Genomic DNA, 21,520 nt, shown 5'->3' with positions numbered 1-21,520 from the left:
CGGCGCGGCCCTCCCTGCCCTGCTCGTCCTGCGCACCAGCTGCGCCGGGCGGACCGGGCATTTCCCCTACTTAGGGAGGCTGGCTGTGTCTTCGCCGCTTCGCCATCAGCTCCCGCGATGGCCGTGAAATCTTGCATGGTGATGGGCGCAGTAGGAGCGCGTAGCCGACGTCGGCAGGCCGCAGCACAGCATGTCCGGTCCCGGGCGCGCGCCAACGGGATCGGATTCGGCATCCTCGCGCAGCGCAAGATCGAGCGGCGCGCGGCAGCGGCCGAACAGGCAGTCGAGGAAGCGCATGGCCGCGACATGCGGCTGCCGGCCAGGGTTCACTGGAGGCGGCGGCGCCGGGAGCTTGTAGAGATGCGCTTCGGATTTTTCGCGGGCGCTGGGTGCGAGCCAGGCGGGTGGCAGCGTGCGCGCGGGTTTGCGGGCTTTGGGCTTTTTGGGCTTGGGGGTACGGACGGTGACGTTGCTCGGCTCAAAGGGAACTTCATAGACCGGAGCGTCGGCGGGACAGCACTCTCCTCTGCCCTCCCGGGCATCTCCCCCGCAAGAGGGGAGATTGGCAGCTTCCGCGCCGGCGCCCTCTGCCAGCTCGGCGTATCTCGAAAGCACAGCCGGCTCCGACAGTGCCATCCCTCCGGTCACCGCCCTCCCCCGCCGGCCAGGACGATCGGGCCGGGCGTGCTTTCTCGGTCTGCCGCCGGCGCGGCCGCCTTTGGGATTGGCGAAGCCGATGGCGCTCAAGCCGGCGTTGCGGTGGACGATGCCGATGATGGCGTTGCGCGAGACCGGACTGCCACGCAGCGCGCTGAAACGGCCGGCGATGCGCGAGGCCGACATCCCCTCCTTCAGCAACGCGGCGATCACGTCGATTTCCTTTTCGGTGTAGGCGGCTACCATCGTCTCATTCCATTGATTGCGAAGCGCTAGTGCGAAGCGCCAGGCTTCAGGCCAAGCGCCAGGGTTTCGGCCGAAGGCCGTTGGGGATCAGGTCAGCGAAAGCGTTGAAGGTCAGGCGGCGCTTGGAGCCTTCAAGCGAAGGAGCGCGGCCTCGGCGGCGGTTCGCGTCAGGCCCGACACCGCCCGGCCCGTCACCCTGTCGAACAGGATGACGGTGCCGTCCTCGGTGCAGATGCAGCTCGTGCCCGAATTGGCGGCCGGAGCCGGGGGAGGAGCGGCTCCGGCCGTTCCGGTGAACCGGGGTGCGGGCGGTTCGACCGGATCCGGGGCAAGCGCCCCGGAATGCGTCCGGACCGGGGACAGTCCGGACGATTGGAATTCGACAGGCGGTTCAAACTGGACAGACGGGTGCAACGCGTTCATGCCGCCTCCCCTTGCTCGGCGGCGAAAGCGTCGATGCGCTGCGAGGAACCAACAAGCCTTGAGATGCTCGTGGGCGGCGTCGGAATCACCGGCAGTGCGGAAATGCTTGCGAGATGTTCATTCATGCGCTAAGCGTACTTTATGTACGAATGCTGCGCAAGCGGAATCGTACATGTTGGACGATTATTTTCAGGCGTTTTGTACGATGATGGATTCCCGGCACAGATTGCAGCAGGCGCGCGCGCAGGCCGGCTATGCCTCGCCCAGCGATGCGGCCCGCGCCTTGCGCGACATCAACAAGAACACGCTGATCAGCCACGAGAACGGCAACCGGCCATTGTCTCGGAAAGCGGCGGAGAAATACGGCCGGCTGTTCGGCGTCGATCCCGGCTGGCTGCTGTTCAACGCGGATGGCGCGGAAGCGGCGCCGGTCAGCCTCGCCTCTTCGCCCGTCACCATCGACGTGCCGATCGTGTCCTGGATCAGCGCCGGCGAGCTCGGCAGCCAGGACAGCGTGGTCAACCTCTCCGATTATCCGACCATCCCCACCGCCGATCTCGAGGAAGGCGAATGGATTGCGTTGCGCGTCGATGGGCCGTCGATGAACAAGATCTCGCCGCCGGATTCGATCATCTTCGTCAATTTGCGCGACAAGCGGCTGGTGACCAATGGCTGCTATGTGATCGCCGACGAGACGGGACGCGCCACCTACAAGCGCTATCGCCCGAACGACAATCCGCCGTTCCAGCCGGCGTCCTATCTGGACATCCCGCCGCCGGAGCTGGAGGGCGCAATCACCATCATCGGGCGAGTGAAGCGGTCGATGATCGATATGTGAGCCGTTGGGAGCGATGCCGCAGCCTGAGGCGCTGCTTTGCTTCATGCCCTGTTGCAAGGTCCTCGCCAAGCTCCATTTGACTCACCCCAACGGCATAAATGCAGCCACCGCAATTTCTGCTTGCATTAGGGCACAAAACCAGAACTATATAGGTATCCGCGAGAACTGTCGCGATTACTCCGGGGGGATTAATCATGTCACGCCGCACCGGCGCGCTGATGCGCGCGTTTGTTGCCTGGGTCCCGCGCGGGCTGCTCCTGGCGCTGGCAGGGATGGTTGTGCCTGGGGCGGGAGGCCAAGGGCAACCATAAGCGTGCCGAGGCCGATCGCAAGAAGGCGCTGAGTCTCAAGTCTAATTGAGCATCGGCTATAGGGGGTCAGCAGATGTCACCTTGGAAATGGTTGCAAGTGGCGGCGGTCGTCCCCGCAAGCATCGTTGGGATTGAAGTGATGCCAACGATGTTCGGCGGCGGCAGGCATCACCACTATCAGTCAGTGGAGATGCCGCCCCAGCCGGTGACCACCGCCGACATCGATGCCGAAATCCGGAAGCAGGATCTCCAGATCTTCGAGGCTATCGCCCGCGAATTTCCGGACGACTACGATGCGATGCTGGGCAAGATCACTGCCGCGGCCCAGACCGGAAACCAAACAGAAGTGCGCAATGCAGCAGGCAGGCGGTCGCCGATCTGAGGCACAGATATGCACCGCTCCTACCTTCGGCGCCGGACAGCAACGTCTCGGAAGCGCTTTCGGCGCAACTCGACATGCTCAATCACGTCATGGCGCGCGAAACGCCGGCTACCTGCAACAATTACCTGCGCAACGGGCCGGACGCGATCAGTGCGCCCGGCTACGATTTCCGGGCTGACCTGGACAGGATCGGCGCCACGCTGTTCCGCGCCTTTGGCGCCGCCAAAAGAAGCGGCCTGCCAGCGGCCGTGCCTAGCGATCAGGACTGGTCGCTGGTCGCCGACGTTTTCACAAAGATCGGCGGCACGCCGGCCGAGATGGAGGCTATCTCGAACGCCAACCAAGACTTCCCAGGCCTCTGCCCGGCCATGGCAAGATTCTATGAGGCCGCCCTGGTAATGCATGGCGAACCCGGGTGGCACATCAAAACCGCCCTGCTCTACGCCATCGTGAAGAATTAGGCCCCGGTGACCAGGCGCTGCACTGGTCATGTGATGAAGGTCTGCCGTGCGATGTACCGCGAAAGCCGTCGGCGGCTCTGGCCACTTACAGGCAGATATCCAAGTGAAAGCCGGGCTTGCAGGTCAGATAAGAACTGGCAGGAGGATTACGGAATATTCTCCGGCATCAAGAACAAAAAAAGAACTCTCCTGTCTTGTGCCTGTCGTTGAAATCCCGTTAGATCGTAGCTGCGTGAGGCTGGGGTCTCATTAGTGGAGGGGTTGTGCGCAAATCTGTCACGGAATATCTGATTTCCATTCTGCTGGCGTTTGTCTGCTCTGTCGGTCAGCCGGTCATCGCGCATGCCGAGGACGCGAACTATCATCCGCAGGATTTTGCCCAGCCTTTGAGCGTGGCAAGAGGCATGATCAGTCCAGCTGGCGGCGGGGCTTTCTACCTGAAGCCAGAGGACCGCTGCAATCTGGTGGTGAAGGAGTTTGGCTGGGACTACGACCAGTGCGGCACGATCGATCAATCGATCTTCGGCTTGACCCCGGAAATCGACAATCTGACCGTCGAGAAGCCGGTGTCGGACGGCTATGTGAGCCTGGCGGACTGGGATTCCAGTGACCGCAACCAGGAAATCAGCTCGATCGAGGACAGCTTCAAGGAATCGGTGAAAGCGCAATCGGAGCGGTCCGGACAGGAAATCCGCTTCGACGGCTGGCTCGTCTATCCGCAAATCGACAAGGGCAAGAACATTCTCTACTACTCCAATATCCTGAACTGGAGCGGCGAGAGGACGATCAACATCTCGGTCTCGATCTTCGATCGGCAGGGCTATGTCCCGATGAAGATCGTGCCGGTGAACGGCAACGTCACCAGCGATGACGTACAGAAGATCGTCGCGGCATCGGCCGCCGCCTACAAGCCACAGGCCGGCTCGTCCTATTTTGAATTCTCCAGCGGCGACAAGATGGCCGGCTACGGTGCGCTGGGCGTGCTGGCGGCAACGCTCGGCGTCAAGTATGGCGGGGCAGCCAGCGCCGGCCTGATCGCGCTCGCCCTCGTGGTGCTGAAGAAGGGCGCCTTCGTCTTGCTGGTGCCACTGGTGTGGCTGAGAAGGCTGTTCAGCAGGAAAAAGGCAGATAGTTGAATGTGTGTTGACCGTCCAGTCGAGCGCCAGCTTGTTATAAGTTTTCCGCGGATTTCTTAGAGCCACATTATCGTTCAAATCGTACGAATCCCGCTTGATTGCTTTTCGTACATAAAGTACGATACTTCCCTTCTTTTGAGGGAATTTGCTTGGACACCGCGAACCATGCCGCTTTCGCTGATCTCTCCCGCCCCTTGCTGTCGCCACTGCCGCTCGCCGAGCGCGAACGCCTTGCCGGCGCCTGGCGCATGGCCAGCCAGGACATCGCCGACGACATCCGCTTCATCCGGCAATATCTGAAAGTAATCGCCGAGAAGGACGAGCGGCTTTCGACCGGCACGCTGCTGCATGGCCGCGCCTATGTCGAGGCCTGTGCGGCCTGGCTGCCGGAGACAGTGGCCCGGTATCTGCGGAACCTCAGGCTGATCAGCGAATGTGAAAGCGCGATGATCGCGGCAGGGGTAAGGTTTGCACAGTCGAGCGACGCTTGGTGAGGAGCGTTCTCACCTCTTCCTCGTGGAGAGGGAAAGGACTCCAAGACCATCCGAGAAGCGAACAATCATGTCGCTGCAACCCTTGGCTCTGCGGCTCCAAAAATGCATCGTTTCACACAATTGCCAATTGGTGGACGCGCGTGAGCGGCCGATGGTTAATTCCTCTCAGGCGAAGGAGGGTAAGCCTGCGTATCAGGGAGGAATTCGTTTTGATGGACCAGCGCATCGACATCAGCATACAACCCGACGATCAGCCTTACGAAGTCACCTCATTCGCCCGGAAGCACGGCCTGACGATCCCCGTCGCGGACGCGGTCCTTTTCGCCAAGGGTCCGTCGCCGTCGCGAGCCGCTTGCGATACGGCTGCGCTGGCCTTCCTGTGTGCGGTCGCGCGATACGCCGGAAATCAAGGAAAACGGTAGCCTCTCCTACCAGTTGAACTGCAGCGCAATGCCGAGCGTGCCGGTCAGTCGGCCGCCATGCTCGAAGCCTCGCTCAACACTGCGGCGCCGGTGATGCCAAAGGCATTGGCGTCGCCGGCATTGCCCCATTGAGGCGCAGGCCGAAATGCTCCCCCTGAACGAAGGTTGGACGCGGCAAGCGCGGCCGAGATCGAGGCGTTCTCAAAGGCGCGGGTGATGCGGTTGTCGAAGTCGTCGACGTGGGCGGCCAACGCCGTCTTGCCGGGAACGGAGGGGCGACCCACACTCGGTCGGAGATTTGCTTCCAGGTCTTGCGGTTTAGCGCAATGCGGGTCAATCTGCCATGGCTTTAGGAGAAGTCGGCATCGAACTTCGCTCCCATCTTGAACAAGGTTGCCAACGCCGCGCCGAAGAAATCCGTGATGGTTCAGCGGGGGGTGTAGATGCGAAGCATGGTGCCGTTATCGTAAGCCGCCGTGACGAGGACGTTTAGCTTGAGCGCGTCCGCCAAACTGCTGAACAGGGGTTTGCCGGCGCCATAGGCGATCGGCCGAGTCAGGATGACGTACTCATCAACCAGCCCTGCCTTAGACAATGACTGGGCGATCCCGCGCCGCCCCAAGCAATGATTTCGCCGCGGCTTGTTTTTTCAATTTAGCGATTTCCTCGTGTAGATCACCTTTCGCTATGGTGGATTCTGGCCAAGTAGCCTCCTTCAGCGTTTTCGAAAACACGACCTTAGGGATGTCGTTCATCGGCCCGGCATAGGCATCCTCGGATTTTTGCCAGTACGGCCCCATTTCCTCGTAGCTCACGCGGCCCATGATGTGTGTGCCAGCGCGACTGATGCGATCGAGTTTCCAGCGCTTGAGCTCTGCCGGTTCAGGAAAACCGCCCGTCGACATTCCTACCGGCCCTACAACATATCCGTCGATCGACATGGTCATGATCAAGACGACTTTTCGCATGCGCATAGCCTTCGGGCACAGGTCTCACACACGGAGCGTCGAGCGCACCGTCACATGACCCGGTGGAAAGGGTGCGGGCCTTGGCTGGGCGGTCAGCCCTTGGTCTTCTTGGCGGGAGACTTCGCCTTGGCAGGGCCCTTGGCCGGCTTCTCCGCCTTGGCGGCTTTCGGCTTGTCGGCCTTGGCGGCAGCCTTCTTCGGGCTTTTTGCCGCCGACTTGCCGGCCCCGTCTACCTCGGCAACCGCCTGGTCCCAGTGCTCCATGTGAGCGCCTTCGGGCCGGCCCGCCTGCTCCCAGATCTCGTGTGCCCGCTGGCGAATGCGTTCGTGCCTGTCGTCCGTCACTGTCGCCTCCTGATGTTGGGACGGTTCCCCGGCGCGAACATTAGCCGAATTTTCGCGTGGCGTCTTCGGTATCACGAATAGCGACCGACCTGAGCGGCGCTTAGCGTCCGTCGGTGACGACCGCGATGCCCAGATGCGCTGCCTTCTTTGTAATCAATCCGGCCAAATCCGCATCAGAGCGGTCGGTTCCCGTGCGTTTCCGCAACAGGGTAATTGCCTCGTGCATCGACAGCAGGCCAGTCCTATGCTCGGCTAAAAGCTTGTCGACTTGGCGTGCTATGTCAGGTGATTCGACGTGTGGATGGTGCATGGCAACGACTCCTTCCGCGCTTCGTTGCCTCCCAAACCGCTGCCTATCTTAGGCCTTATGCCCGGATGCGAAAAGAGCCCGATCCTTCCCCGATGCTTCGGTGAGGGATCGGGCTCTTCAAGGCTGATCTACTCGATCACCTGAACAACGCGGCGCGTGCCGGGATCGATCAGCACCGTATGGTCATTGACGACCGCATAGCGGTACTGGACGTCCGGTACCTGCTGCAGCTCGACAGTGTCAGGTACCGTGGAACCCACACCAAGCTCAAGGCCAAGCACGTTGACCGAGGCGATCGGATGCTTGTGGACATATTCCTTGACCACGGTCTGCTGCTCGGGGGTGACGATCACCTCGTCCGCGGCCGCGATGCCGATGCCGGCCATCAGAGCCAGGCCGGCGACAGCGGGAATGAGGGTGGTTTTCATCGTTTCTCTCCTGTTGCGTTGGCGAGCTCCGCCTGCCTCCGCGGGAGCGGAAACACCGGCAGATCGAACGTTGGAGCTCCCGGGGGCAACGCCCTCGGCAAGGTGTTGTTCCGTCAGCGACGACTAATTGATTTGGCGGAACCTTCGCATCGGCCCCGCATTGGAAGGTATTGAAACTCCCCAAGACTTTGAAATTCATAGGGCGGAGGTATATGCAAGAAGGTTCCATCAGAAGCGACATCGAACTTCGGGCCCCGGTGGCGATCGCCGTCGGCGCCGGTTTTAAGCGCGAGATCACCTCACTGACCGCGATGCAGAATTTCCTCAAGGAATGGCCGCCGGCTGCGCGGGACGCGAGCTACGTCACGGCGCTGCGCGCCTGCGAGGCGGCGCGGGGCGGAGAGATCGATCTCGACAAGGCGCGGCAGGCGTTCCTGATTTTTGCGAAGAAGGCGGGGATTGAGTGGACCGGCGCCGATCCGGTCGTGACGCTGCGCGAAGCAAAGATCAGGCGCAGCCGGGCCCGCGAAAGCCGGGCGCAGAACCGCCACGCGCCTGGGTAGGCCCGAGTGCCGAGGCGGCGCAAGGCCGCTTCGACCGGCTCGGAGCCCGGCTGGAGCGAACGGGCGGATAGCTATGCGGATTTGGGCAGCACCTCGAACCGCACCGAGCACCAGTTCGCTTCCAACCGGCGCCTCGCCGGCTGACGCTCGACTGCATCTCTCCGTGATTCGGGCTGGGTAGCCGCTGTCAGGTCGGCGTCGATTCGCCCAGCGCCTCGGTGACGAAGGACGCGGCGATCAGATCGTCCGCCTCAATACGTAGGGAGCCCTCTCCGCCCCCCATGATGGCCGCGACCTTCTGAAAGGCCTTCATCTCATGCTCGGTGATCCGGGCCTCCCGTATCCTGGCCTTGAGATCGGCGACACGCAGCCCGAGCGAACGGGATGTTCCGATTTCTCGTTTCGACATGTTGGTAAACTCCTCCTCGCCCCGCCCGTATCTGTTGCCACCGCCCGAATCTTCACCCTGCCATTGGTTTGTGTTGTCTATGAGACAGCGTGAACCAGAGCCGCTAACTCAAGCGCAGGAGGAAGGTTCCGTTAGCATATGGTAACAAAATAATAATCGGTTAACGGCCCCCCGCCCTCACCGGGCGGGGGGCCATCCGATTTGGCGCGCTATCGATCAATCGAGGACTTTGACGATCTTGCGGGTGCTGGGGTCGACGATCACCGTCCGGTTATCGACGACGACGTAACGGTATTTCACGTTCGGCACTTCGTGTAATTCGACCGTGTCGGGAAGCGTGCTGCCGATATTCAGCTCGACGCCCGGAACCTTAACCGAGGCTAGCGGCTGCTTATGCACGTATTCCTTGATGACGGTTTCCTGCTCCGGCGCGATCACGACATCCTGCGCGGCAGCCGCGCCAATACCAGCAAGCAGCAGGAAGCCAGCGGCGGCGGAGGTGAGGTGCATTTTCATTGGTAGTCTCTCCTATGTGGATTTGAACGCCTTGATGCTGCGCCTGCGATTTTCCACAGCGGGTCGGCATTGTCGTAACGCGGTTCGCCTACCCTTGTTCCTGCAAAAACTGGACCGGCGCCTGCAAAGCAGCTGCCGCCGTGTTCCGCGAACCAAAGCCTCCCACCGGTTGCAACTATTTCGGAACAATGCGTTTCGGGTGGGGTTACCCATACGAAGGGACCGACTTTCCGAGGAGAAAATCCAATGAAACATCTGCTGATCACAAGCATGATCGCGCTCGGCGTCGGTTGCGGCGCGGCGATGGCGCAGACCGAATCCGCACAGCCGAGCGGCGGCGACAACAATTGCGCGGCCGGCACGGCCGATTGCCAAAAGGGCGGTAAGGCCGGCGGCCAGGCCCAGGGCGAAATGAAGTCGCAGACCCAGAAGAACGCCCAGGGCAAGGCCGGCGCCAACACCGAAGAGCAGGCTCAAGGCAAGACCAAGATGAAGACCGACGAGCAGGCCCAGGGTCAGTCAGGCGCCAATACCGACCAGAACGCCCAGGACAACACACAGCTGAAGAAGAAGCAGCAGGCACAGGGCAAGACCGGTACCAGCACCGAGCAGAACGCTCAGGGCACCACGAAGATGCAGACTGAGCAGAACGCGCAGGGCAAGACCGGTACGACCACCCAGCAGAATGCCCAGGACAAGACGAAGATCCAGACCGATCAGCAGGCTCAGGGTAAGACTGGCACCACCACCGAGCAGAACGCTCAGGGTGGCACCACCAAGATGCAGACTGAGCAGAATGCCCAGGGTAAGACCGGCACCACCACCGAGCAGAACGCTCAGGGCAACACCAACGTCGAGACCGACCAGAACAAGACAGCGTCGATCAACAACGTCACGGTGGAACAGAAGACGCAGATCACGCAGGTCATTCGTGAGAGCCATGTCGAACCGGTTCGCGACGTCAGCTTCGATATCTCGGTCGGCGTCGAGGTGCCGCGCCACAAGGTGCGCCTGCACCGTCTGCCGGCACGCATCGTCAAGATCGTTCCGGCTTACGAGAACTATGAGTATTTCGTCTTGGCCGATGGACGCATCGTCATCGTCGACCCGGACACCTACAAGATCGTAGTGATCCTGAGCTGATCCGGTCAGCATAGCGGATAAGGGCCCGCCCAGGTGGCGGGCCTTTTGCGTGGACAGGCATCTAGACCCGGCAGGCAGCCGCCCGCATGCACTGCGGTCCATTAGGCAGGACTTGAATGTCGCCGAGTCGGGAACGATCCGGCGCAATTGCCAGTTGTCACGACGGAAGTCCTGCGTCCGTCGTCCCTGTCAGGGCCGACCAAAGGGCGACGGGGCCGCCGGAAAATCGTTCAAGCTTGCGGTCCACCTGGAAAAGGTGCATGGGTCACGATGGGTAGAGATATGGGCGAGATCGCTGATGGTCGAATGTGGTCGCGGCGCTCGGTTGGGCAAATGTACTTTCCGCAGTTTCTTGTGGGAATGGTGGGCACGCTTCTGATCATCCTCGGCTGGACCTTCATGTCCACGGGGTCTGTCTGGATGGCGATCGGCTGGACATTCCTGGCGGCCGTGGTTCTGCAGGCCGGCTATTTCGTGGCCGTGCTCTGGCTCGTGCATGGTGAGACCCGCGTAACCGACGAAAGCAAAGCGGACGCAAGCGCGGCACCCGCCAAGATACCCGGCCCGTTCGAGCGCGACGGCATCATCCACGCTCTCATCTTGCGGCTGTTCCCGAAACTGCTTCCCTAATCACCTCGCGCTCGGTCGGCCGCAGGCCGATCATCTATTGCTTGGCGACAGGCATCCACGCCGCAATAGTCCGGCCCGCTGCTTCCTCAGTTCGAACGCAGGGGCCGGGTTGTACCTCGGCAGGGCCGAGGCGCAATCAATTGCATCGGAGCCGATAGACCGCCATTCACTTTGCATCGGCGCCAAATGCGCCGCCATCAAAGCCGATGCGGCGCAACCAAACGCCGGCTTGCAGTCCCTCCTGATCGGAGGCTGCAATCCGCGCCCGCCTGAAACCCCTGCTCGATTTCGCCTAGCGCGCGGTGGCCGGTGTGGCCGAGCGCACCGTTTCCGTCGACGAGAAGACGACGAAGCCAAAGACCAGGACCGCGGCAGCGACGATCAGCGAACCGATCGCCACGACGGGCTCGATCTCAGGATGGCCTGCCGCCAGCATCCAGTAGAGCGCCGGCAGCATGATCACGATGCCGACCGTGTAGAGGCCGTAATGGATCATGGCGATGCGGCGCTCGGCCTTGGCAGGGTTGAGCGCATAATAGCCGCCGAAGATAGCACTGGTGACCCAGCCGAGAAGGTTGATGTGAGCATGCGCCGGGAAGGCGCCATGATCGCCCGAAATTGCCATCTGCAGTCCGGCAGCGATGCCCAGGATAAGAAAGATGATGGCCGTCTTGAAAAAAAGCTCCGAAACCCGTGGCATTTTGTTCTCCTCCCAATGCCTCTGTGAACCCGAGCCCAGTCTACATCGCTCAAGTCATATTAGCCATCACACACTTAGGTCGGCGTGGCCATCGGGCGAAAGCAGCGAGGTTGGGGCGAGCATCCGGCAGAGGGCCTCGCAAAAAATGGCTCGCCTCTTTCGACGCGAGCCAAAAAAGGGAGCCGGGCTTGAGGTCGGCCCCATCCAGGTTGCCACCTGATTTCAAAGATGGCCAACGTAGCAGAATGCAGGATTTATTCCACCGCGACAGCGGGTTGGTCAGGTAAGCTTCCCAGTGGCGGAGCAAGCCTTTCGCCGACCGGGGGCGTCCCTTCCCTTCTAGCCGGCGGGCGAAAGCATGCGCTTCAGCGTCCCGTCCTTGAGCCAGAACTGATGGTAGAGCGCCGCCACGGCGTGGATTGCGATCAGCACGATGAACGCCGGCTTGGCAAGCGAATGAATGTCACCCCAAGGGTCGCCCAGATAGAACGCAAGAAAGCCTATTGCGGGCGCCGCCAGCAACAGCACATAGAACAGGCCGTGGGATGCATGCGCGGCAAGCTGCATCCATCTCGGTCCCCGGCCAGCGGGAGCCGGCGCGCCGGATGCCAGTCTGACGATCAATCGAACAAGCACAAGCGCAAGGATGGCCAGGCCGACCCAGTAGTGAGCGGAGCCGAGCGCCTGGTCCGTCGCCGATACCGCCTGTCCGCCTTCAGCTGCGTCCACGACAGCCGTCATGCTCTCACCGAAGAAGAGCTGAAATAACACCAGCGCTGCGGTCAACCAATGCAGGCCGATCTGAAAAAACGAATATCCACGTCTGGTTTCCATTGCATTCTCCAGAGTACAAGACGCCCTGCGCCTTCACGTTGCTTAGTAGTCGAGAGGAGGTTGGCCGAATTCGGCTCGAAAGTTCTCGCAATTGTGGCCGCGATGTTACATTTTCGTATGGCGGGCATTCGCGCCGGCCATAGCGGTTCGAGACCAGCCGGGCGCCTTGCAAGTGCGCGGCGTTTGGGCAATGCTTCGGCTCGGGGGAGTGGTTTCCGTAATTTCGGAAGCACGATTACATGTTCATCGACTACTACGAACTTCTGGAAATAAGCCCGAACGCCAATTCGGAGACCATCGAGCGGATCTTCCGCTACTTTGCCATGCGCTACCATCCCGACAATCGGGAAACCGGCAATGAATCGCGTTTCAGCGAGATCGTGGAAGCCCACAATACGCTTCGCGATCCGGTCAAACGGACACAGTACGATATCCTTTATCGCGAACATCTTGGCCTTCGTCACGAGCTCACGGAAGGAGCGCGCGATGGCGGCGGCATGGAGAGGGATAGCGTCATCCAGGCCAATCTGCTGTCACTCCTCTATGTGAGGCGCCGGCGCGACGTCAACAATCCGGGCATCGGCGATGAGGAGCTCGAGCGCTTGTCAGGCTGCCCTCGCGAGCACCTGGAATTCCATCTGTGGTATCTCAAGGCGAAGGGCTTCATCGGCAGAACCGAAAACGGAACATTCGCCATCACGGTCGAGGGCATCGATCACGCCGGGACCAGGCACGGCCGGGATCGCCCCGACGCCACTCGCCTCCTCAATCACGCCGATTAGGCCGATCATCGAAAACCCGCCTACAGACCCTGAACCAGTGGCGGGCTCGTCTCATCGACACAAGGTGACTGAGGTCCGACGGGCTGCCGCATTTGGCCCGTCTCACCAAACCAAAGCCGATAAGAACGAAAACACCGAGGCGAACCATTTTTTTCCGAGACCGCGAATGAGTTGCCATCGCTCCCAAACGAAAAGCCGCCGGGCGAGGCCCGGCGGCGTTTTCGTTCGCCCTCTGGTCGGTTCGGCCGGCCTTATGGGGTCGTTGTCGTCGATGTGGTCGTCGTCGCCGTGGCGGCGGCAGCGGCGTCTATCTTGCCCGCCAGCGTATCCTTGGCCCAGGCGGTGACGTCCGCGTCGACGGGCTTGTTGGCCATGTCGCCAAGGGCTGCGTCCAACGAGGCATCAGTGGGGGCGGGCGCGTTGTCAGCCGCAGTCTGGGCATCGGTCACGGCCTGGTTGTCGGCCGTGATTGCCGCGTTCTGCGCATCGATCTGCCCCTGAACGTCAGCGATCTGCGCATCGAGAGCCGCCTGCTGTTCGGGCGTGAAGCCCGTTGTGTCGGTCGCATTGAGATCAGCGAGCTGCTGAGTGAGGCCGGTGAGCTTGCTCTGGTCGGCGGCCAGTTGAGCGTTGGCCGCGTCGAGCGCGGCCTGCGCGTTCTGGGCCGCCGCGGCTTGCGTTACGTAAGCCTGGATCCCGGCGAACTTCTTGCTCTTCGAATTCATGTAAGCGTTGATGTTGCGCTGCAGCGAGTTCAGCCGGCCGAGCTTGGCGTGAATGTTCTTTTCCTTGGGCGTGGCGGCCGTGGTCGTATCGTCAGTCGTCGCGTCATCGGTCGAGCTGTCATCCGACGCGCTGGCATCGGCGCTCTTGTTGTGGCCCGAAGCCGACTTGCCGTGCGAGGCGCCGCTCTTGCCGTTGCCCCCGCCATTACCGTTGCCGCCGCCGTTGCCGCTATTGCTATTGCCGGCGCCATGGCTGCCGCCATTGCCGTGGCCGCCACCATTGCCGTGGCCCCCACCATTGCCGTTGCCGCCGCCATTACCGCCGGCGCCCGCAAGCGCCGGCGCGGCCGCGAGCGCAAGAATGGCAAGGGATGCCAGGAGTGTCTTTCGCAATGTCATTGTGCTTCTCCGCAGATGAATCGTCGCTTGGCCCAACCGCTAGACAGCCTCTTATGAGAATTTCCTAATGGCGTCGGATAAACTTTAAGCAATTGCGGTCGCGAAATGAGAGCATGGCAGCCGCCGACCGGCAACTCTCGCGAAAATTCCCTTTAACCCACTGAAATTTAAGGAAAACACAAAGGGCCGAACCTGGTAGGGCCGTTTGGAACAATGAGGGCCCTTGTCGCGCCAGACCATGGTCCCAGAGGTCATGCGGCCGCGAAAATCGCCCGCAATCGGGAATATGTGGACCATCGGAACCCTGTCGGGAGGTCAAGGTTAAACATGCGAAGGGACAGAGCCTAAAAAGGACAGTCACCATGAACCGAATTCTTCTCACTGCCGCCTTTGTTGCTTTGTCCTGTGGTCTGGCCACGGCCCAATCGGGCACATCGTCGGGCACCTCGTCATCGTCTTCGACCACCACGACGATGCCCAGCAGCCAGGACACGGACCAGACCACGACGAATTCGACCAACTCGAATTCCGCGAAGGATTGCGCGCCTGGGCAGCAGGCCGGCAGCGCAAAGCAGTCAGCGCCCGGCCAGCAGGACACCAGCGCCAAGTCGAACGCTCCCGGCCAGATGAAAACGACAATGCAAGGCTGCTAGCCCCGAACGGTCATGTCGGGATCAACGTTCTCGTTGTCGTCATGATGCGCACGAGCTTTTTGGCACGCGGTTGCCATTGAGGGTGGTGGCACGAGCACTACCTAACCGCCGACCAGCGGCACGGTCACCGAGGTCGTGTAGCTGATCGGGAAATTGCTGAAATAGGGGAAGCTGATGACGAAAGCATAGCTGGCGTTGACATGCGCCATGCGAAAGCCACCGCTCGCCGGGTCGGTGGTGATTGTGACATTCACATTCTGCAGGCCCAGCGCCTGCAGCTTCTGCGTTGCGACCGCCTGGATGTCCGCCTGCGTCAGCGTGTTGTTGAGCTGCAGGGAGCGCGCCGAGGCTTCGAGCGCGTAACGCACGCTGGATATGCTGTTCATCGACCAGCCAAAGGCGAAGATGCCGAACAGGAGCATGATGAGAAAAGGCAAGACCAGCGCGAATTCGAGACCGGCGCCGCCCGAGACATTGGCCCCAAATGCCCTAAGCTCAAATACCCCGGATCTTCCTTTAGCGAACACGGATCACCTGCAGCAGACCGAGAGCGGTGTTGTCCGGATAGGGGCCGAAGGTGAAGGGCGGAATCCAGGTGCCAGATGCCTGGATCTGGACATAGACGGATGGCGCTTTCGGCCCGCTGCATAAGGTCGAAGCATCGACTATGGTGGTTCCACATTGGTAGATGCGGCTAATCGCGACTTGCGCGTCGGAAGGCTTGTTTTCCCAGCTGGCCAGGGCGGCAGCCTGGATCGCGCTATCGTCAGCGGAGCCAGCCATCACGAGGTTGGCCGCCGTTTTCACGCCGGCGCGCATCGACAGCGAACCCGTGACATAGGACCAACCGTCCATGATTCCGAGCAACGCCGCACATAGGACGGGCAAGACAAACGCGAGTTCCACCGCGGCGATGCCCGCTTCATCGCGAATGGCCGGCATCAATCGACGGGCAGCGGACTTCACTCGACCACCGCGACTGACTGGGCGGCCGGGATGTCCTTCATCCCAAGGGTCGAGCAGTCCTGGTTGATAGTCGAATTGCCCGACCACTGGATGGTATCGGCAACGATCTGGGTGCAGCCGTTCTTACCCGAAAAATTGCCGAGATAATTGACCTGCTGCCTGGGAAAATAGATCGCGCCGGTCAAAAGCGAGGTCGCGGTGCCGTTGAAAGTGCTTTGCGCCGCCGTCCCGGTCCGGTCGCCGTAGAACAGCACGCCGGAATAGGTGCCCGTGGTGGGGGCGGCCAGCGTCACGGTGGCGTTGCCGTTCATACTGACAGTGTTGCTGCCGGCCATGTAGATCGTTACGTCGCTGCCTTGGATGACGGCACCCGCATTGATCTTCAAATCGCCCTGGACGACATAGACGCCGGGAGAAAGCGTGATATTGCCGTTGAGACTCATGCCGCTGCAGTAGGTCCCTGGCTGGATCGTCTGCGTCGTCTTGTTGCCATTGATCTTCTGGCATGGGTTCGAGGTCGCGGGGGCCGGCAAGCTGGCGAACGGGTCGGCCGCCGGCAGCGCGTGGGTAATCGGGGTCTTGCAGACCATCGGCACCGGATTGTTCAGCACGACGCCTCCCCCCGAGATTAGGCAATCAGCCTGAAGACTCGCCGATCCCTGAACCTTGATGGCGTCGTTGGCGATCGAATTCGCCATGATGACGCAGCCGGTCAGTTTGACGCTGGTGCTGCCCGAGAAAAGTGCTGCCTGGGAGGCCGAGGGATTGAGCGCTTCGATGCAAGCTTTGGAGGCATCGGTGATCAGCGCCACCGCCCTCGCCCGCTCCGGCACCTTTGTCTGCGTGAAGATGGAGGTGAATATCCGGTCGAGATCCTGGTTGAGGATGACCTCCACCGCCTTCTTGGCCGTGTTCGGTCCCGACGCCGGCGGGGTGTTGACGACGATGGTGCCAGCACCCAGGCCATTCGAGGCGGCCGATGCCGTGGCTGCCGCCGTAATCGCTGCGGTGTCGGACCCGGCTATCTTCTCCAACGCGCCGGCATAGGCGGCGGCGTCGGCGATCGCCTGCAGCTTCAGGCTCGAATAATACCAGTAGGAGGTCTCGACGCCGAGCCCCGCGCCGCCGACGACGACCGGCAGGGTTAGCGCGAAGATGGTCGCGACATTGCCGCCCTTGCCTTCGCAAAAGCGTCGAAAAAGAAGTCGAGAAAAAAAAGGTCCGAAGAAACGTGCCAAAAAGGCCATGGCCGAGCGTGCCCAAGCTATCCCAGCCGTCACGTCATCATTGCGATATGAACGAATGCCTAATTATTTCGCTCGATTTGCGCCGGTGGGACCCCAGCGTGCCGCTGTCCCTATCTTGCGCCGCACCGACTAAGACCTAAGGCCTAATGCCCGTAGGACTTAAGGCTAAGCATCGGGAAGTTATGCTATTTTAGCATTTCTCGCATTTTATCCTTTTTGCAAATCGCTCGTTGAGAAGGCGCGCATATCACATCTCGCAGGTCTGCGAGGATGGGCTCATGTTGGGACGTTTTTTGGCATCGAGGCGCGGCAATTTTGCGATTGCGACCGCAGTCGCCATGGTGCCGCTTATGCTTGGCGTGGCGGCATCCGTCGATCTGATAGGCACGAGCGACGACGCCGCGCAGTTGCAGAATTCGCTGGACGCGGCTGGCTTGGCGATCGGCACGAAATACCTGCCGAGCATGTCGGCAAGCGACGTGCAGCAACTCGGCCAGACCTTCTTCGCCGCCAATATGAGCGCGGGCGACGCGCGGGAATTATCGGGCAGCCTCGCCGCCTTCCAGGCCAGTGCAAGCCGCGATCCGGGCGCCTATTTCATTTCGCTGTCGTCGAGCATCAGCCGGCCGGCCTTCATCAGCGGCATGCCGGCCTGGCAGGCGACGCGCACCGCCTCGGTCAAGCTCAAACCCGGCGCGCAAGCCTGCGTGCTCGCGCTCGATCAGCATGCCGACGGCGCAGTCAACCTGCAGGGCTCGACCAATGTGACGATGACCGGCTGCGTGATCGCGGCCAATTCGGACGCGCCCGACGCCGTCAATCGCGGCGGTTCGGCGATCGTCAGCGCCGGCTGCGTCTCGACGGTCGGCGGCACGCAAGGGCTGACTCCGCCGAACGCCACGCTTTCCTGCGGCGCGCCGCAGGAGAACCAGTATGCTTCGTTCGATCCGCTGGCCGATGTCGTTCCGCCTGCCTACACGCTCTGCCTGCCGATGCCCAATGGCAAAGCGGTGACGCTCTCGCCGGGCACCTATTGCGACAAGAGCTTGTCGGGAAAGATCACCCTCAATCCGGGCACCTACATCATGCGCAACGTCACCATAAAGCCGGGCGGCAACGGCAGCCTGAGCGGCCAGGGCGTGACGATCTTCCTGATGGAGAACTCGCAGCTTATCATCAACGCCAACGAGCAGGTGAACCTCTCGCCGCCGACGAGCGGCCCTTACGCCGGCATCACCATCTTCCAGGCCCGTGGCAACACCCAGGCGCTGACGCTCAACGGCGGATCCGGATCGGTGGTCAGCGGTTTCATCTACGCCCCCGACGCCGCCATCACCTACACCGGAAATTCGGACATGAACGCCCAGGGCAGTTGCCTGCGGCTGGTCGGCGATACTGTGGCGATGATAGGGAACTCGGCCGTAAAGTCGGATTGCACGGCCGAACTCGGGGGCCGAGCGGCGTATGCGGGCCGGATGATCACCTTGGCGAAATGAGTACCAGTCTCCTCCTCCAGGAGGAGATTACGCCTAGGCTACGATATCCGCGCCGGCTTGCTCGTCGAAGAGCACCGCGCAGCCGCGCTCGAGCGCGACCTGCGTCAAGGCGTTGGTCGCGTCCTCATCCGACGAGACGAAATCGCCCGTCAGGACGCGCAACTCCTCGACTGCCTTCGACATCGGCACGACACGCCCCGCCAAACGGTCGCTCGCGCAAGCGTCGATGACGCACAGAAGATCGATGAGTTCGAAATTATCCATGGCGGCCTCCGCCAGCGCCATCCCTTCGCTCATTCAACGGCACGAGCCGCGGACTGGTTCCCCCGCGTGCTTTCATCGACTGGCCTGATGGGCGCGAGCTTGAGATCGAAGCGGGCCGGCAGGCATGGCTCGACACAGGCCTTGCGCACCGATCCGGTGGCCGTCATGTCGATTGGAAGAAGGACTACCATCTGGGCACGGCGTTGCGGCAAGAGCGGCCGCCGAAAAGGAGGAAAACGCCACCAACCAGGCCGGCAAAAAAGCAGCGCAGCAAACAGGTTAGCGATGACCTTGCCGGGTACATGGCCAGCAACTCCAAGAGCGGTCATAGGAAGGAGTGCCCGCCATATCGCAGGAATGGCGGACACTCCGTGGTCAACCGCCGATGAAGGGACTTTGTCCGGCGGCTTGCTAGCCAATGAAATGGGGCTGCTGTTGTTTCCTGGAAATTGCCACCTCGGGCCTCTGCGTTCGTGCGGTGAGACTTCGGTCCCAACATGGCCCCGGACCGTCGACCGGAGGCCTGGACCACCCCTTCCACGACAACGCGCCAAGCGCTTGGCCGGGCTCGCCATTGCCTGATTACATTAGCAATCCGTTATCCTAAGGCGTATGAATGAGACAGCGGTCGCCGACGATCGCAACGTCAGGCGCCGCTTCACATATGGGAGGACTACCATGGCCGAAGCTGCAATGAAGGTGACGAAACTCGAATCCAAATCGCACAACAATCCAGACGAGGTCCGCGCGCCCGCCAAGACGCGTGTCGAGATCGTGCGGCTGCCGGGTTACTCGCTGGCGCGCATGAACATGCAGCCGGGCTGGAAATGGTCCGAATGCGTCAAGCCGGTGGTCAAGACCGAGAGCTGCCAAGTCTCGCATGTCGGCTATGTCGTGTCCGGCTCGATCACCGTGCGAATGACTGACGGCACGCAAAAGACCTTCGAGGCCGGCTCTTCCTACACCATCCCGCCCGGCCACGACGCCTGGGTCGAAGGCAACCAGCCGTTCCAGTGCATTGAGGTCTTGAGCGCCGAGCAATACGCCAAGCCGGCATAGCGCAAGCGATCGCCCCTCGAGGGGGAAATGTGACCGAAGCCGGCAGAGGAGGTTCTGGCGCGTGGAGCGCAACGACCTGCAAATGGTCGTCGACACTTCATGCCAGGCGCCTCCTCTGTGGCCCAAGGCCACATCCCCTCAGAGCTGAGAATTGCCGCGCAACCTGCCTCGATCCGCGGCTGTATCGTCAGGCTGTGGAAACTTGCATGTGGTCGCGTGGAGGCTTGACATGGAACTGCTTTTGTTCTCTTTATGTTCTACCAATTCCCCTTGCAACAGACGCAGCTAATGCTGCAATGCCACACAAATGACCATGAGAGCGCAGGATGCTCGCCACGAACGCCGCTGCGGCCACCATCCTGCATGCCGATCTCGACGCCTTCTACGCCTCCGTCGAGCAGCTGCTCGATCCATCATTGCGCGGCAAGCCGATCGCCGTGGGCGGCGGCGTGGTGCTGGCGGCTTCCTATGAGGCCAAGGTCTTCGGCGTGCGCGGCGGCATGCCCGGCCGCAAGGCGCGGGAGCTCTGCCCGCAGCTCATCTTCGTCGGTGGCCGTTTCAACGAGTATCAGCGCCTCGGCGACGCGGCGATTAAGGTGCTCGGCGATTTCACCCCGCTGGTCGAGCGCATCTCGATCGACGAGGCTTTTGCCGACGTCGCAGGCTGCACGCATCTGTTCGGATCGCCGCAAGAGATCGCGCGAAAAATCCGCGAGCGGGTGAAGGCTGAGCTCGGCCTGCCGATCTCGATCGGCGTGGCTCGCACAAAGCACTTCGCCAAGATCGCCTCGCAAGTGGCCAAGCCGGACGGGCTGGTGGTGGTCGAGCCCGGCACCGAGCTCACCTTCCTGCACGACCTGCCCGTCACGCTGATGTGGGGTGTAGGCCCGGCGACCAAGGCCAGGCTCGCCGAGATCGGCGTCGAGACCATCGGGCAGCTGGCGCGCACCCATAGCGGCGCGCTGGAGCGGCTGATCGGCCATGCCTCCGGCCAGAAGCTCGCCGCGCTCGCCTGGAACAGAGACCCGCGCAAGCTCGAGACGCAGCGCCGCGCGCATTCGGCCGGCGCGCAGTCTGCGCTTGGCCGCAAGCCCGCGCTGCCGCGCGTCTTCGTACCGACGCTCTTGCATCTAGCCGACCGCGTCGCCAGCCGGTTGCGCGCCAAGGACCGACCCGGGCGCACGGTCACGGTGCGTGTGCGTTTCGCCGACATGCGCGCCGTCACCCGCTCCGTCACGCTGGAGCAGCCGATCCAGGCCACCGCGATGCTTGCCGAGATCGCAGGGGAGCTGGTCCGCGGCGTGCTTGCCGCCCATCCGGGCGAGAGGGACATCACGCTGCTGGCGATCTCGGTCTCGCATCTGGAGGAAGGAGCCGAGCTGCAGCTCGAACTGCCGCTCGGCCTTGCCGACGAGAAGCTGAAACCCGGCAGCCGCAAGGGCCTCGCCCGTTTCGGTGCCGACCGCGCCATCGACAAGATCCGCCAGCGCTTCGGCAAGGAGGCCGTCGGCTATGGCACGGTGGCGCTGGAAGGCACGCGCTCGGTGCCTGACGGGTTCAGGGAGCTGGCGGAGAAGGAGCTGTAGAAAGGCGAGCCGGAGCGCAAGCCGGACGCGGTTGCGGGTGGCGGTGGGCTGTTTCGCCGATCCGGCGTTTCCCGCGCCGACGCGGATTGCGAGGGAGGAGAGAAGGCATACGTGGGTGGAAGGCTAGC

At 61.9% G+C, this 21,520-nt stretch carries 32 protein-coding genes; 14 read left to right on the top strand and 18 right to left on the bottom strand.

The annotated features are described in order from the left end of the window. Positions 1-105: 105 nt before the first annotated feature. The 3 genes from LB553_RS12125 to LB553_RS30515 all read right to left on the bottom strand — a co-directional run bounded on the left by LB553_RS12125 (position 106) and on the right by LB553_RS30515 (position 1,451). Positions 106-903 (bottom strand): GcrA cell cycle regulator, encoded by a 798-nt coding sequence (locus LB553_RS12125; RefSeq protein ID WP_224513450.1) that lies wholly within the window; start codon positions 901-903, stop codon positions 106-108. Between the two features lie 111 nt (positions 904-1,014). Further along, on the bottom strand, positions 1,015-1,326 hold the full coding sequence (locus LB553_RS12120; protein ID WP_224513447.1) for a hypothetical protein: 312 nt from the start codon (positions 1,324-1,326) through the stop codon (positions 1,015-1,017). After that, the gene (locus LB553_RS30515) at positions 1,323-1,451 is read right to left on the bottom strand and encodes a hypothetical protein (RefSeq protein WP_263484021.1); all 129 of its coding nucleotides are present in this window, start codon (positions 1,449-1,451) and stop codon (positions 1,323-1,325) included. The genes LB553_RS12120 and LB553_RS30515 overlap by 4 nt, the downstream gene beginning before the upstream one ends. Positions 1,452-1,498: 47 nt before the next feature. Between LB553_RS30515 and LB553_RS12115 the strand changes: the two genes are divergently transcribed. The 6 genes from LB553_RS12115 to LB553_RS12090 all read left to right on the top strand — a co-directional run bounded on the left by LB553_RS12115 (position 1,499) and on the right by LB553_RS12090 (position 5,370). Further along, a complete protein-coding gene (locus LB553_RS12115; protein ID WP_224513446.1) occupies positions 1,499-2,164 on the top strand; it encodes a helix-turn-helix transcriptional regulator in 666 nt (221 codons plus the stop codon). Positions 2,165-2,572: 408 nt separating this feature from the next. Then, complete coding sequence (locus LB553_RS12110) at positions 2,573-2,857, top strand: hypothetical protein (RefSeq protein WP_224513443.1); 285 nt, start codon at positions 2,573-2,575, stop codon at positions 2,855-2,857. Between the two features lie 74 nt (positions 2,858-2,931). Continuing rightward, the gene (locus LB553_RS12105) at positions 2,932-3,318 is read left to right on the top strand and encodes a hypothetical protein (RefSeq protein ID WP_224513440.1); all 387 of its coding nucleotides are present in this window, start codon (positions 2,932-2,934) and stop codon (positions 3,316-3,318) included. 263 nt (positions 3,319-3,581) lie between these two features. Continuing rightward, positions 3,582-4,454: a DUF2167 domain-containing protein gene (locus LB553_RS12100; protein ID WP_224513439.1), complete on the top strand. Its 873-nt coding sequence runs from the start codon at positions 3,582-3,584 to the stop codon at positions 4,452-4,454. 149 nt (positions 4,455-4,603) lie between these two features. Further along, the gene (locus tag LB553_RS12095) at positions 4,604-4,948 is read left to right on the top strand and encodes a hypothetical protein (RefSeq protein ID WP_224513438.1); all 345 of its coding nucleotides are present in this window, start codon (positions 4,604-4,606) and stop codon (positions 4,946-4,948) included. Positions 4,949-5,160: 212 nt separating this feature from the next. Continuing rightward, positions 5,161-5,370 carry a hypothetical protein gene (locus LB553_RS12090; protein ID WP_224513437.1) on the top strand — a complete coding sequence of 70 codons (210 nt, stop codon included), beginning with the start codon at positions 5,161-5,163 and terminating at the stop codon, positions 5,368-5,370. Between the two features lie 44 nt (positions 5,371-5,414). Here the strand turns inward: LB553_RS12090 and LB553_RS12085 are convergent, their stop codons facing one another. From LB553_RS12085 to LB553_RS12060, 6 genes are all read right to left on the bottom strand, one after another. Further along, a complete protein-coding gene (locus LB553_RS12085; RefSeq protein WP_224513436.1) occupies positions 5,415-5,621 on the bottom strand; it encodes a hypothetical protein in 207 nt (68 codons plus the stop codon). Between the two features lie 176 nt (positions 5,622-5,797). Next, on the bottom strand, positions 5,798-5,965 hold the full coding sequence (locus LB553_RS30790) for a hypothetical protein (protein ID WP_224513435.1): 168 nt from the start codon (positions 5,963-5,965) through the stop codon (positions 5,798-5,800). After that, positions 5,958-6,338 carry a dihydrofolate reductase family protein gene (locus tag LB553_RS12075; protein ID WP_224513434.1) on the bottom strand — a complete coding sequence of 127 codons (381 nt, stop codon included), beginning with the start codon at positions 6,336-6,338 and terminating at the stop codon, positions 5,958-5,960. The genes LB553_RS30790 and LB553_RS12075 overlap by 8 nt, the downstream gene beginning before the upstream one ends. A gap of 92 nt (positions 6,339-6,430) precedes the next feature. Further along, positions 6,431-6,682, bottom strand: coding sequence for a DUF2934 domain-containing protein (locus LB553_RS12070; protein WP_224513433.1), 252 nt, complete (start codon positions 6,680-6,682; stop codon positions 6,431-6,433). Between the two features lie 100 nt (positions 6,683-6,782). Further along, positions 6,783-6,992 carry a hypothetical protein gene (locus LB553_RS12065; RefSeq protein ID WP_224513432.1) on the bottom strand — a complete coding sequence of 70 codons (210 nt, stop codon included), beginning with the start codon at positions 6,990-6,992 and terminating at the stop codon, positions 6,783-6,785. Positions 6,993-7,120: 128 nt separating this feature from the next. Then, positions 7,121-7,420 (bottom strand): DUF1236 domain-containing protein, encoded by a 300-nt coding sequence (locus tag LB553_RS12060; RefSeq protein ID WP_140541659.1) that lies wholly within the window; start codon positions 7,418-7,420, stop codon positions 7,121-7,123. 257 nt (positions 7,421-7,677) lie between these two features. Here LB553_RS12060 and LB553_RS12055 point away from each other — a divergent pair, with 257 nt between their 5' ends. After that, complete coding sequence (locus LB553_RS12055; RefSeq protein ID WP_318011494.1) at positions 7,678-7,983, top strand: DUF982 domain-containing protein; 306 nt, start codon at positions 7,678-7,680, stop codon at positions 7,981-7,983. A gap of 187 nt (positions 7,984-8,170) precedes the next feature. On the opposite strand, the gene LB553_RS12050 is transcribed toward LB553_RS12055, so the two are convergent. Then, positions 8,171-8,392, bottom strand: coding sequence for a hypothetical protein (locus tag LB553_RS12050; RefSeq protein ID WP_224513429.1), 222 nt, complete (start codon positions 8,390-8,392; stop codon positions 8,171-8,173). A 216-nt stretch (positions 8,393-8,608) separates the two neighbouring features. Beyond that, positions 8,609-8,908: a DUF1236 domain-containing protein gene (locus tag LB553_RS12045; protein WP_224513427.1), complete on the bottom strand. Its 300-nt coding sequence runs from the start codon at positions 8,906-8,908 to the stop codon at positions 8,609-8,611. Positions 8,909-9,154: 246 nt separating this feature from the next. On the opposite strand from LB553_RS12045, the gene LB553_RS12040 reads away from it, so the two are divergent. Further along, on the top strand, positions 9,155-10,051 hold the full coding sequence (locus LB553_RS12040; protein WP_224513426.1) for a DUF1236 domain-containing protein: 897 nt from the start codon (positions 9,155-9,157) through the stop codon (positions 10,049-10,051). 282 nt (positions 10,052-10,333) lie between these two features. Continuing rightward, the gene (locus LB553_RS12035; protein WP_224513425.1) at positions 10,334-10,681 is read left to right on the top strand and encodes an exopolysaccharide production repressor protein; all 348 of its coding nucleotides are present in this window, start codon (positions 10,334-10,336) and stop codon (positions 10,679-10,681) included. Between the two features lie 292 nt (positions 10,682-10,973). Here LB553_RS12035 and LB553_RS12030 read toward each other — a convergent pair whose 3' ends face one another. After that, complete coding sequence (locus LB553_RS12030) at positions 10,974-11,381, bottom strand: hypothetical protein (RefSeq protein ID WP_224513424.1); 408 nt, start codon at positions 11,379-11,381, stop codon at positions 10,974-10,976. 339 nt (positions 11,382-11,720) lie between these two features. Beyond that, on the bottom strand, positions 11,721-12,215 hold the full coding sequence (locus tag LB553_RS12025) for a cytochrome b (protein WP_224513423.1): 495 nt from the start codon (positions 12,213-12,215) through the stop codon (positions 11,721-11,723). Positions 12,216-12,454: 239 nt separating this feature from the next. On the opposite strand from LB553_RS12025, the gene LB553_RS12020 reads away from it, so the two are divergent. Beyond that, positions 12,455-12,997: a DnaJ domain-containing protein gene (locus LB553_RS12020; RefSeq protein WP_224513422.1), complete on the top strand. Its 543-nt coding sequence runs from the start codon at positions 12,455-12,457 to the stop codon at positions 12,995-12,997. Between the two features lie 251 nt (positions 12,998-13,248). Here the strand turns inward: LB553_RS12020 and LB553_RS12015 are convergent, their stop codons facing one another. Then, a complete protein-coding gene (locus LB553_RS12015) occupies positions 13,249-14,121 on the bottom strand; it encodes a hypothetical protein (RefSeq protein ID WP_224513421.1) in 873 nt (290 codons plus the stop codon). A gap of 362 nt (positions 14,122-14,483) precedes the next feature. Here LB553_RS12015 and LB553_RS12010 point away from each other — a divergent pair, with 362 nt between their 5' ends. Further along, positions 14,484-14,774, top strand: a complete 291-nt coding sequence (locus LB553_RS12010; protein WP_224513420.1) for a hypothetical protein — start codon at positions 14,484-14,486, stop codon at positions 14,772-14,774. 101 nt (positions 14,775-14,875) lie between these two features. Here the strand turns inward: LB553_RS12010 and LB553_RS12005 are convergent, their stop codons facing one another. From LB553_RS12005 to LB553_RS11995, 3 genes are read right to left on the bottom strand one after another with little or no spacing between them, the layout of a single operon-like run. Further along, positions 14,876-15,301 (bottom strand): TadE/TadG family type IV pilus assembly protein, encoded by a 426-nt coding sequence (locus LB553_RS12005; protein ID WP_224513417.1) that lies wholly within the window; start codon positions 15,299-15,301, stop codon positions 14,876-14,878. Continuing rightward, positions 15,291-15,740, bottom strand: a complete 450-nt coding sequence (locus tag LB553_RS12000; protein ID WP_224513415.1) for a TadE/TadG family type IV pilus assembly protein — start codon at positions 15,738-15,740, stop codon at positions 15,291-15,293. The genes LB553_RS12005 and LB553_RS12000 overlap by 11 nt, the downstream gene beginning before the upstream one ends. Next, positions 15,737-16,987: a pilus assembly protein TadG-related protein gene (locus tag LB553_RS11995; RefSeq protein ID WP_224513413.1), complete on the bottom strand. Its 1,251-nt coding sequence runs from the start codon at positions 16,985-16,987 to the stop codon at positions 15,737-15,739. The genes LB553_RS12000 and LB553_RS11995 overlap by 4 nt, the downstream gene beginning before the upstream one ends. 278 nt (positions 16,988-17,265) lie before the next feature. Here LB553_RS11995 and LB553_RS11990 point away from each other — a divergent pair, with 278 nt between their 5' ends. After that, on the top strand, positions 17,266-18,483 hold the full coding sequence (locus LB553_RS11990; RefSeq protein ID WP_224513411.1) for a TadE/TadG family type IV pilus assembly protein: 1,218 nt from the start codon (positions 17,266-17,268) through the stop codon (positions 18,481-18,483). Between the two features lie 33 nt (positions 18,484-18,516). Here LB553_RS11990 and LB553_RS11985 read toward each other — a convergent pair whose 3' ends face one another. Next, entirely contained in the window at positions 18,517-18,747 is a 231-nt protein-coding gene (locus LB553_RS11985; protein WP_224513409.1) for a hypothetical protein, read from the bottom strand. Between the two features lie 678 nt (positions 18,748-19,425). Here LB553_RS11985 and LB553_RS11980 point away from each other — a divergent pair. Together LB553_RS11980 and dinB are read left to right on the top strand one after the other, a co-directional pair. Further along, complete coding sequence (locus tag LB553_RS11980; protein ID WP_224513407.1) at positions 19,426-19,806, top strand: cupin domain-containing protein; 381 nt, start codon at positions 19,426-19,428, stop codon at positions 19,804-19,806. A 326-nt stretch (positions 19,807-20,132) separates the two neighbouring features. Continuing rightward, positions 20,133-21,392 carry a DNA polymerase IV gene (dinB, locus tag LB553_RS11975; protein ID WP_224513405.1) on the top strand — a complete coding sequence of 420 codons (1,260 nt, stop codon included), beginning with the start codon at positions 20,133-20,135 and terminating at the stop codon, positions 21,390-21,392. Positions 21,393-21,520: the final 128 nt, after the last annotated feature.

It is taken from the genome of Mesorhizobium sp. CA8 (genome assembly GCF_020164955.1).
Taxonomy (GTDB): domain Bacteria; phylum Pseudomonadota; class Alphaproteobacteria; order Rhizobiales; family Rhizobiaceae; genus Mesorhizobium.
This window is presented reverse-complemented; position numbering and strand designations above follow the sequence as displayed.

Bases quoted from the DNA above. Each gene is read 5' to 3' on its own strand.
- LB553_RS12075 (WP_224513434.1), bottom strand. From the start codon at position 6,338: ATGCGAAAAGTCGTCTTGATCATGACCATGTCGATCGACGGATATGTT.
- LB553_RS12030 (WP_224513424.1), bottom strand. From the start codon at position 11,381: ATGCCACGGGTTTCGGAGCTTTTTTTCAAGACGGCCATCATCTTTCTT.
- LB553_RS12125 (WP_224513450.1), bottom strand. From the start codon at position 903: ATGGTAGCCGCCTACACCGAAAAGGAAATCGACGTGATCGCCGCGTTG.
- LB553_RS12045 (WP_224513427.1), bottom strand. From the start codon at position 8,908: ATGAAAATGCACCTCACCTCCGCCGCCGCTGGCTTCCTGCTGCTTGCT.
- LB553_RS11995 (WP_224513413.1), bottom strand. From the start codon at position 16,987: ATGGCCTTTTTGGCACGTTTCTTCGGACCTTTTTTTTCTCGACTTCTT.
- LB553_RS12010 (WP_224513420.1), top strand. From the start codon at position 14,484: ATGAACCGAATTCTTCTCACTGCCGCCTTTGTTGCTTTGTCCTGTGGT.
- LB553_RS12105 (WP_224513440.1), top strand. From the start codon at position 2,932: ATGCTCAATCACGTCATGGCGCGCGAAACGCCGGCTACCTGCAACAAT.
- LB553_RS12020 (WP_224513422.1), top strand. From the start codon at position 12,455: ATGTTCATCGACTACTACGAACTTCTGGAAATAAGCCCGAACGCCAAT.
- LB553_RS11980 (WP_224513407.1), top strand. From the start codon at position 19,426: ATGGCCGAAGCTGCAATGAAGGTGACGAAACTCGAATCCAAATCGCAC.
- LB553_RS12120 (WP_224513447.1), bottom strand. From the start codon at position 1,326: ATGAACGCGTTGCACCCGTCTGTCCAGTTTGAACCGCCTGTCGAATTC.
- LB553_RS11990 (WP_224513411.1), top strand. From the start codon at position 17,266: ATGTTGGGACGTTTTTTGGCATCGAGGCGCGGCAATTTTGCGATTGCG.
- LB553_RS12015 (WP_224513421.1), bottom strand. From the start codon at position 14,121: ATGACATTGCGAAAGACACTCCTGGCATCCCTTGCCATTCTTGCGCTC.
- LB553_RS12065 (WP_224513432.1), bottom strand. From the start codon at position 6,992: ATGCACCATCCACACGTCGAATCACCTGACATAGCACGCCAAGTCGAC.
- LB553_RS12060 (WP_140541659.1), bottom strand. From the start codon at position 7,420: ATGAAAACCACCCTCATTCCCGCTGTCGCCGGCCTGGCTCTGATGGCC.
- LB553_RS12090 (WP_224513437.1), top strand. From the start codon at position 5,161: ATGGACCAGCGCATCGACATCAGCATACAACCCGACGATCAGCCTTAC.
- LB553_RS11985 (WP_224513409.1), bottom strand. From the start codon at position 18,747: ATGGATAATTTCGAACTCATCGATCTTCTGTGCGTCATCGACGCTTGC.
- LB553_RS12050 (WP_224513429.1), bottom strand. From the start codon at position 8,392: ATGTCGAAACGAGAAATCGGAACATCCCGTTCGCTCGGGCTGCGTGTC.
- dinB (WP_224513405.1), top strand. From the start codon at position 20,133: ATGCTCGCCACGAACGCCGCTGCGGCCACCATCCTGCATGCCGATCTC.
- LB553_RS12040 (WP_224513426.1), top strand. From the start codon at position 9,155: ATGAAACATCTGCTGATCACAAGCATGATCGCGCTCGGCGTCGGTTGC.
- LB553_RS12115 (WP_224513446.1), top strand. From the start codon at position 1,499: ATGTTGGACGATTATTTTCAGGCGTTTTGTACGATGATGGATTCCCGG.
- LB553_RS30515 (WP_263484021.1), bottom strand. From the start codon at position 1,451: ATGAATGAACATCTCGCAAGCATTTCCGCACTGCCGGTGATTCCGACG.
- LB553_RS12025 (WP_224513423.1), bottom strand. From the start codon at position 12,215: ATGGAAACCAGACGTGGATATTCGTTTTTTCAGATCGGCCTGCATTGG.
- LB553_RS12035 (WP_224513425.1), top strand. From the start codon at position 10,334: ATGGGCGAGATCGCTGATGGTCGAATGTGGTCGCGGCGCTCGGTTGGG.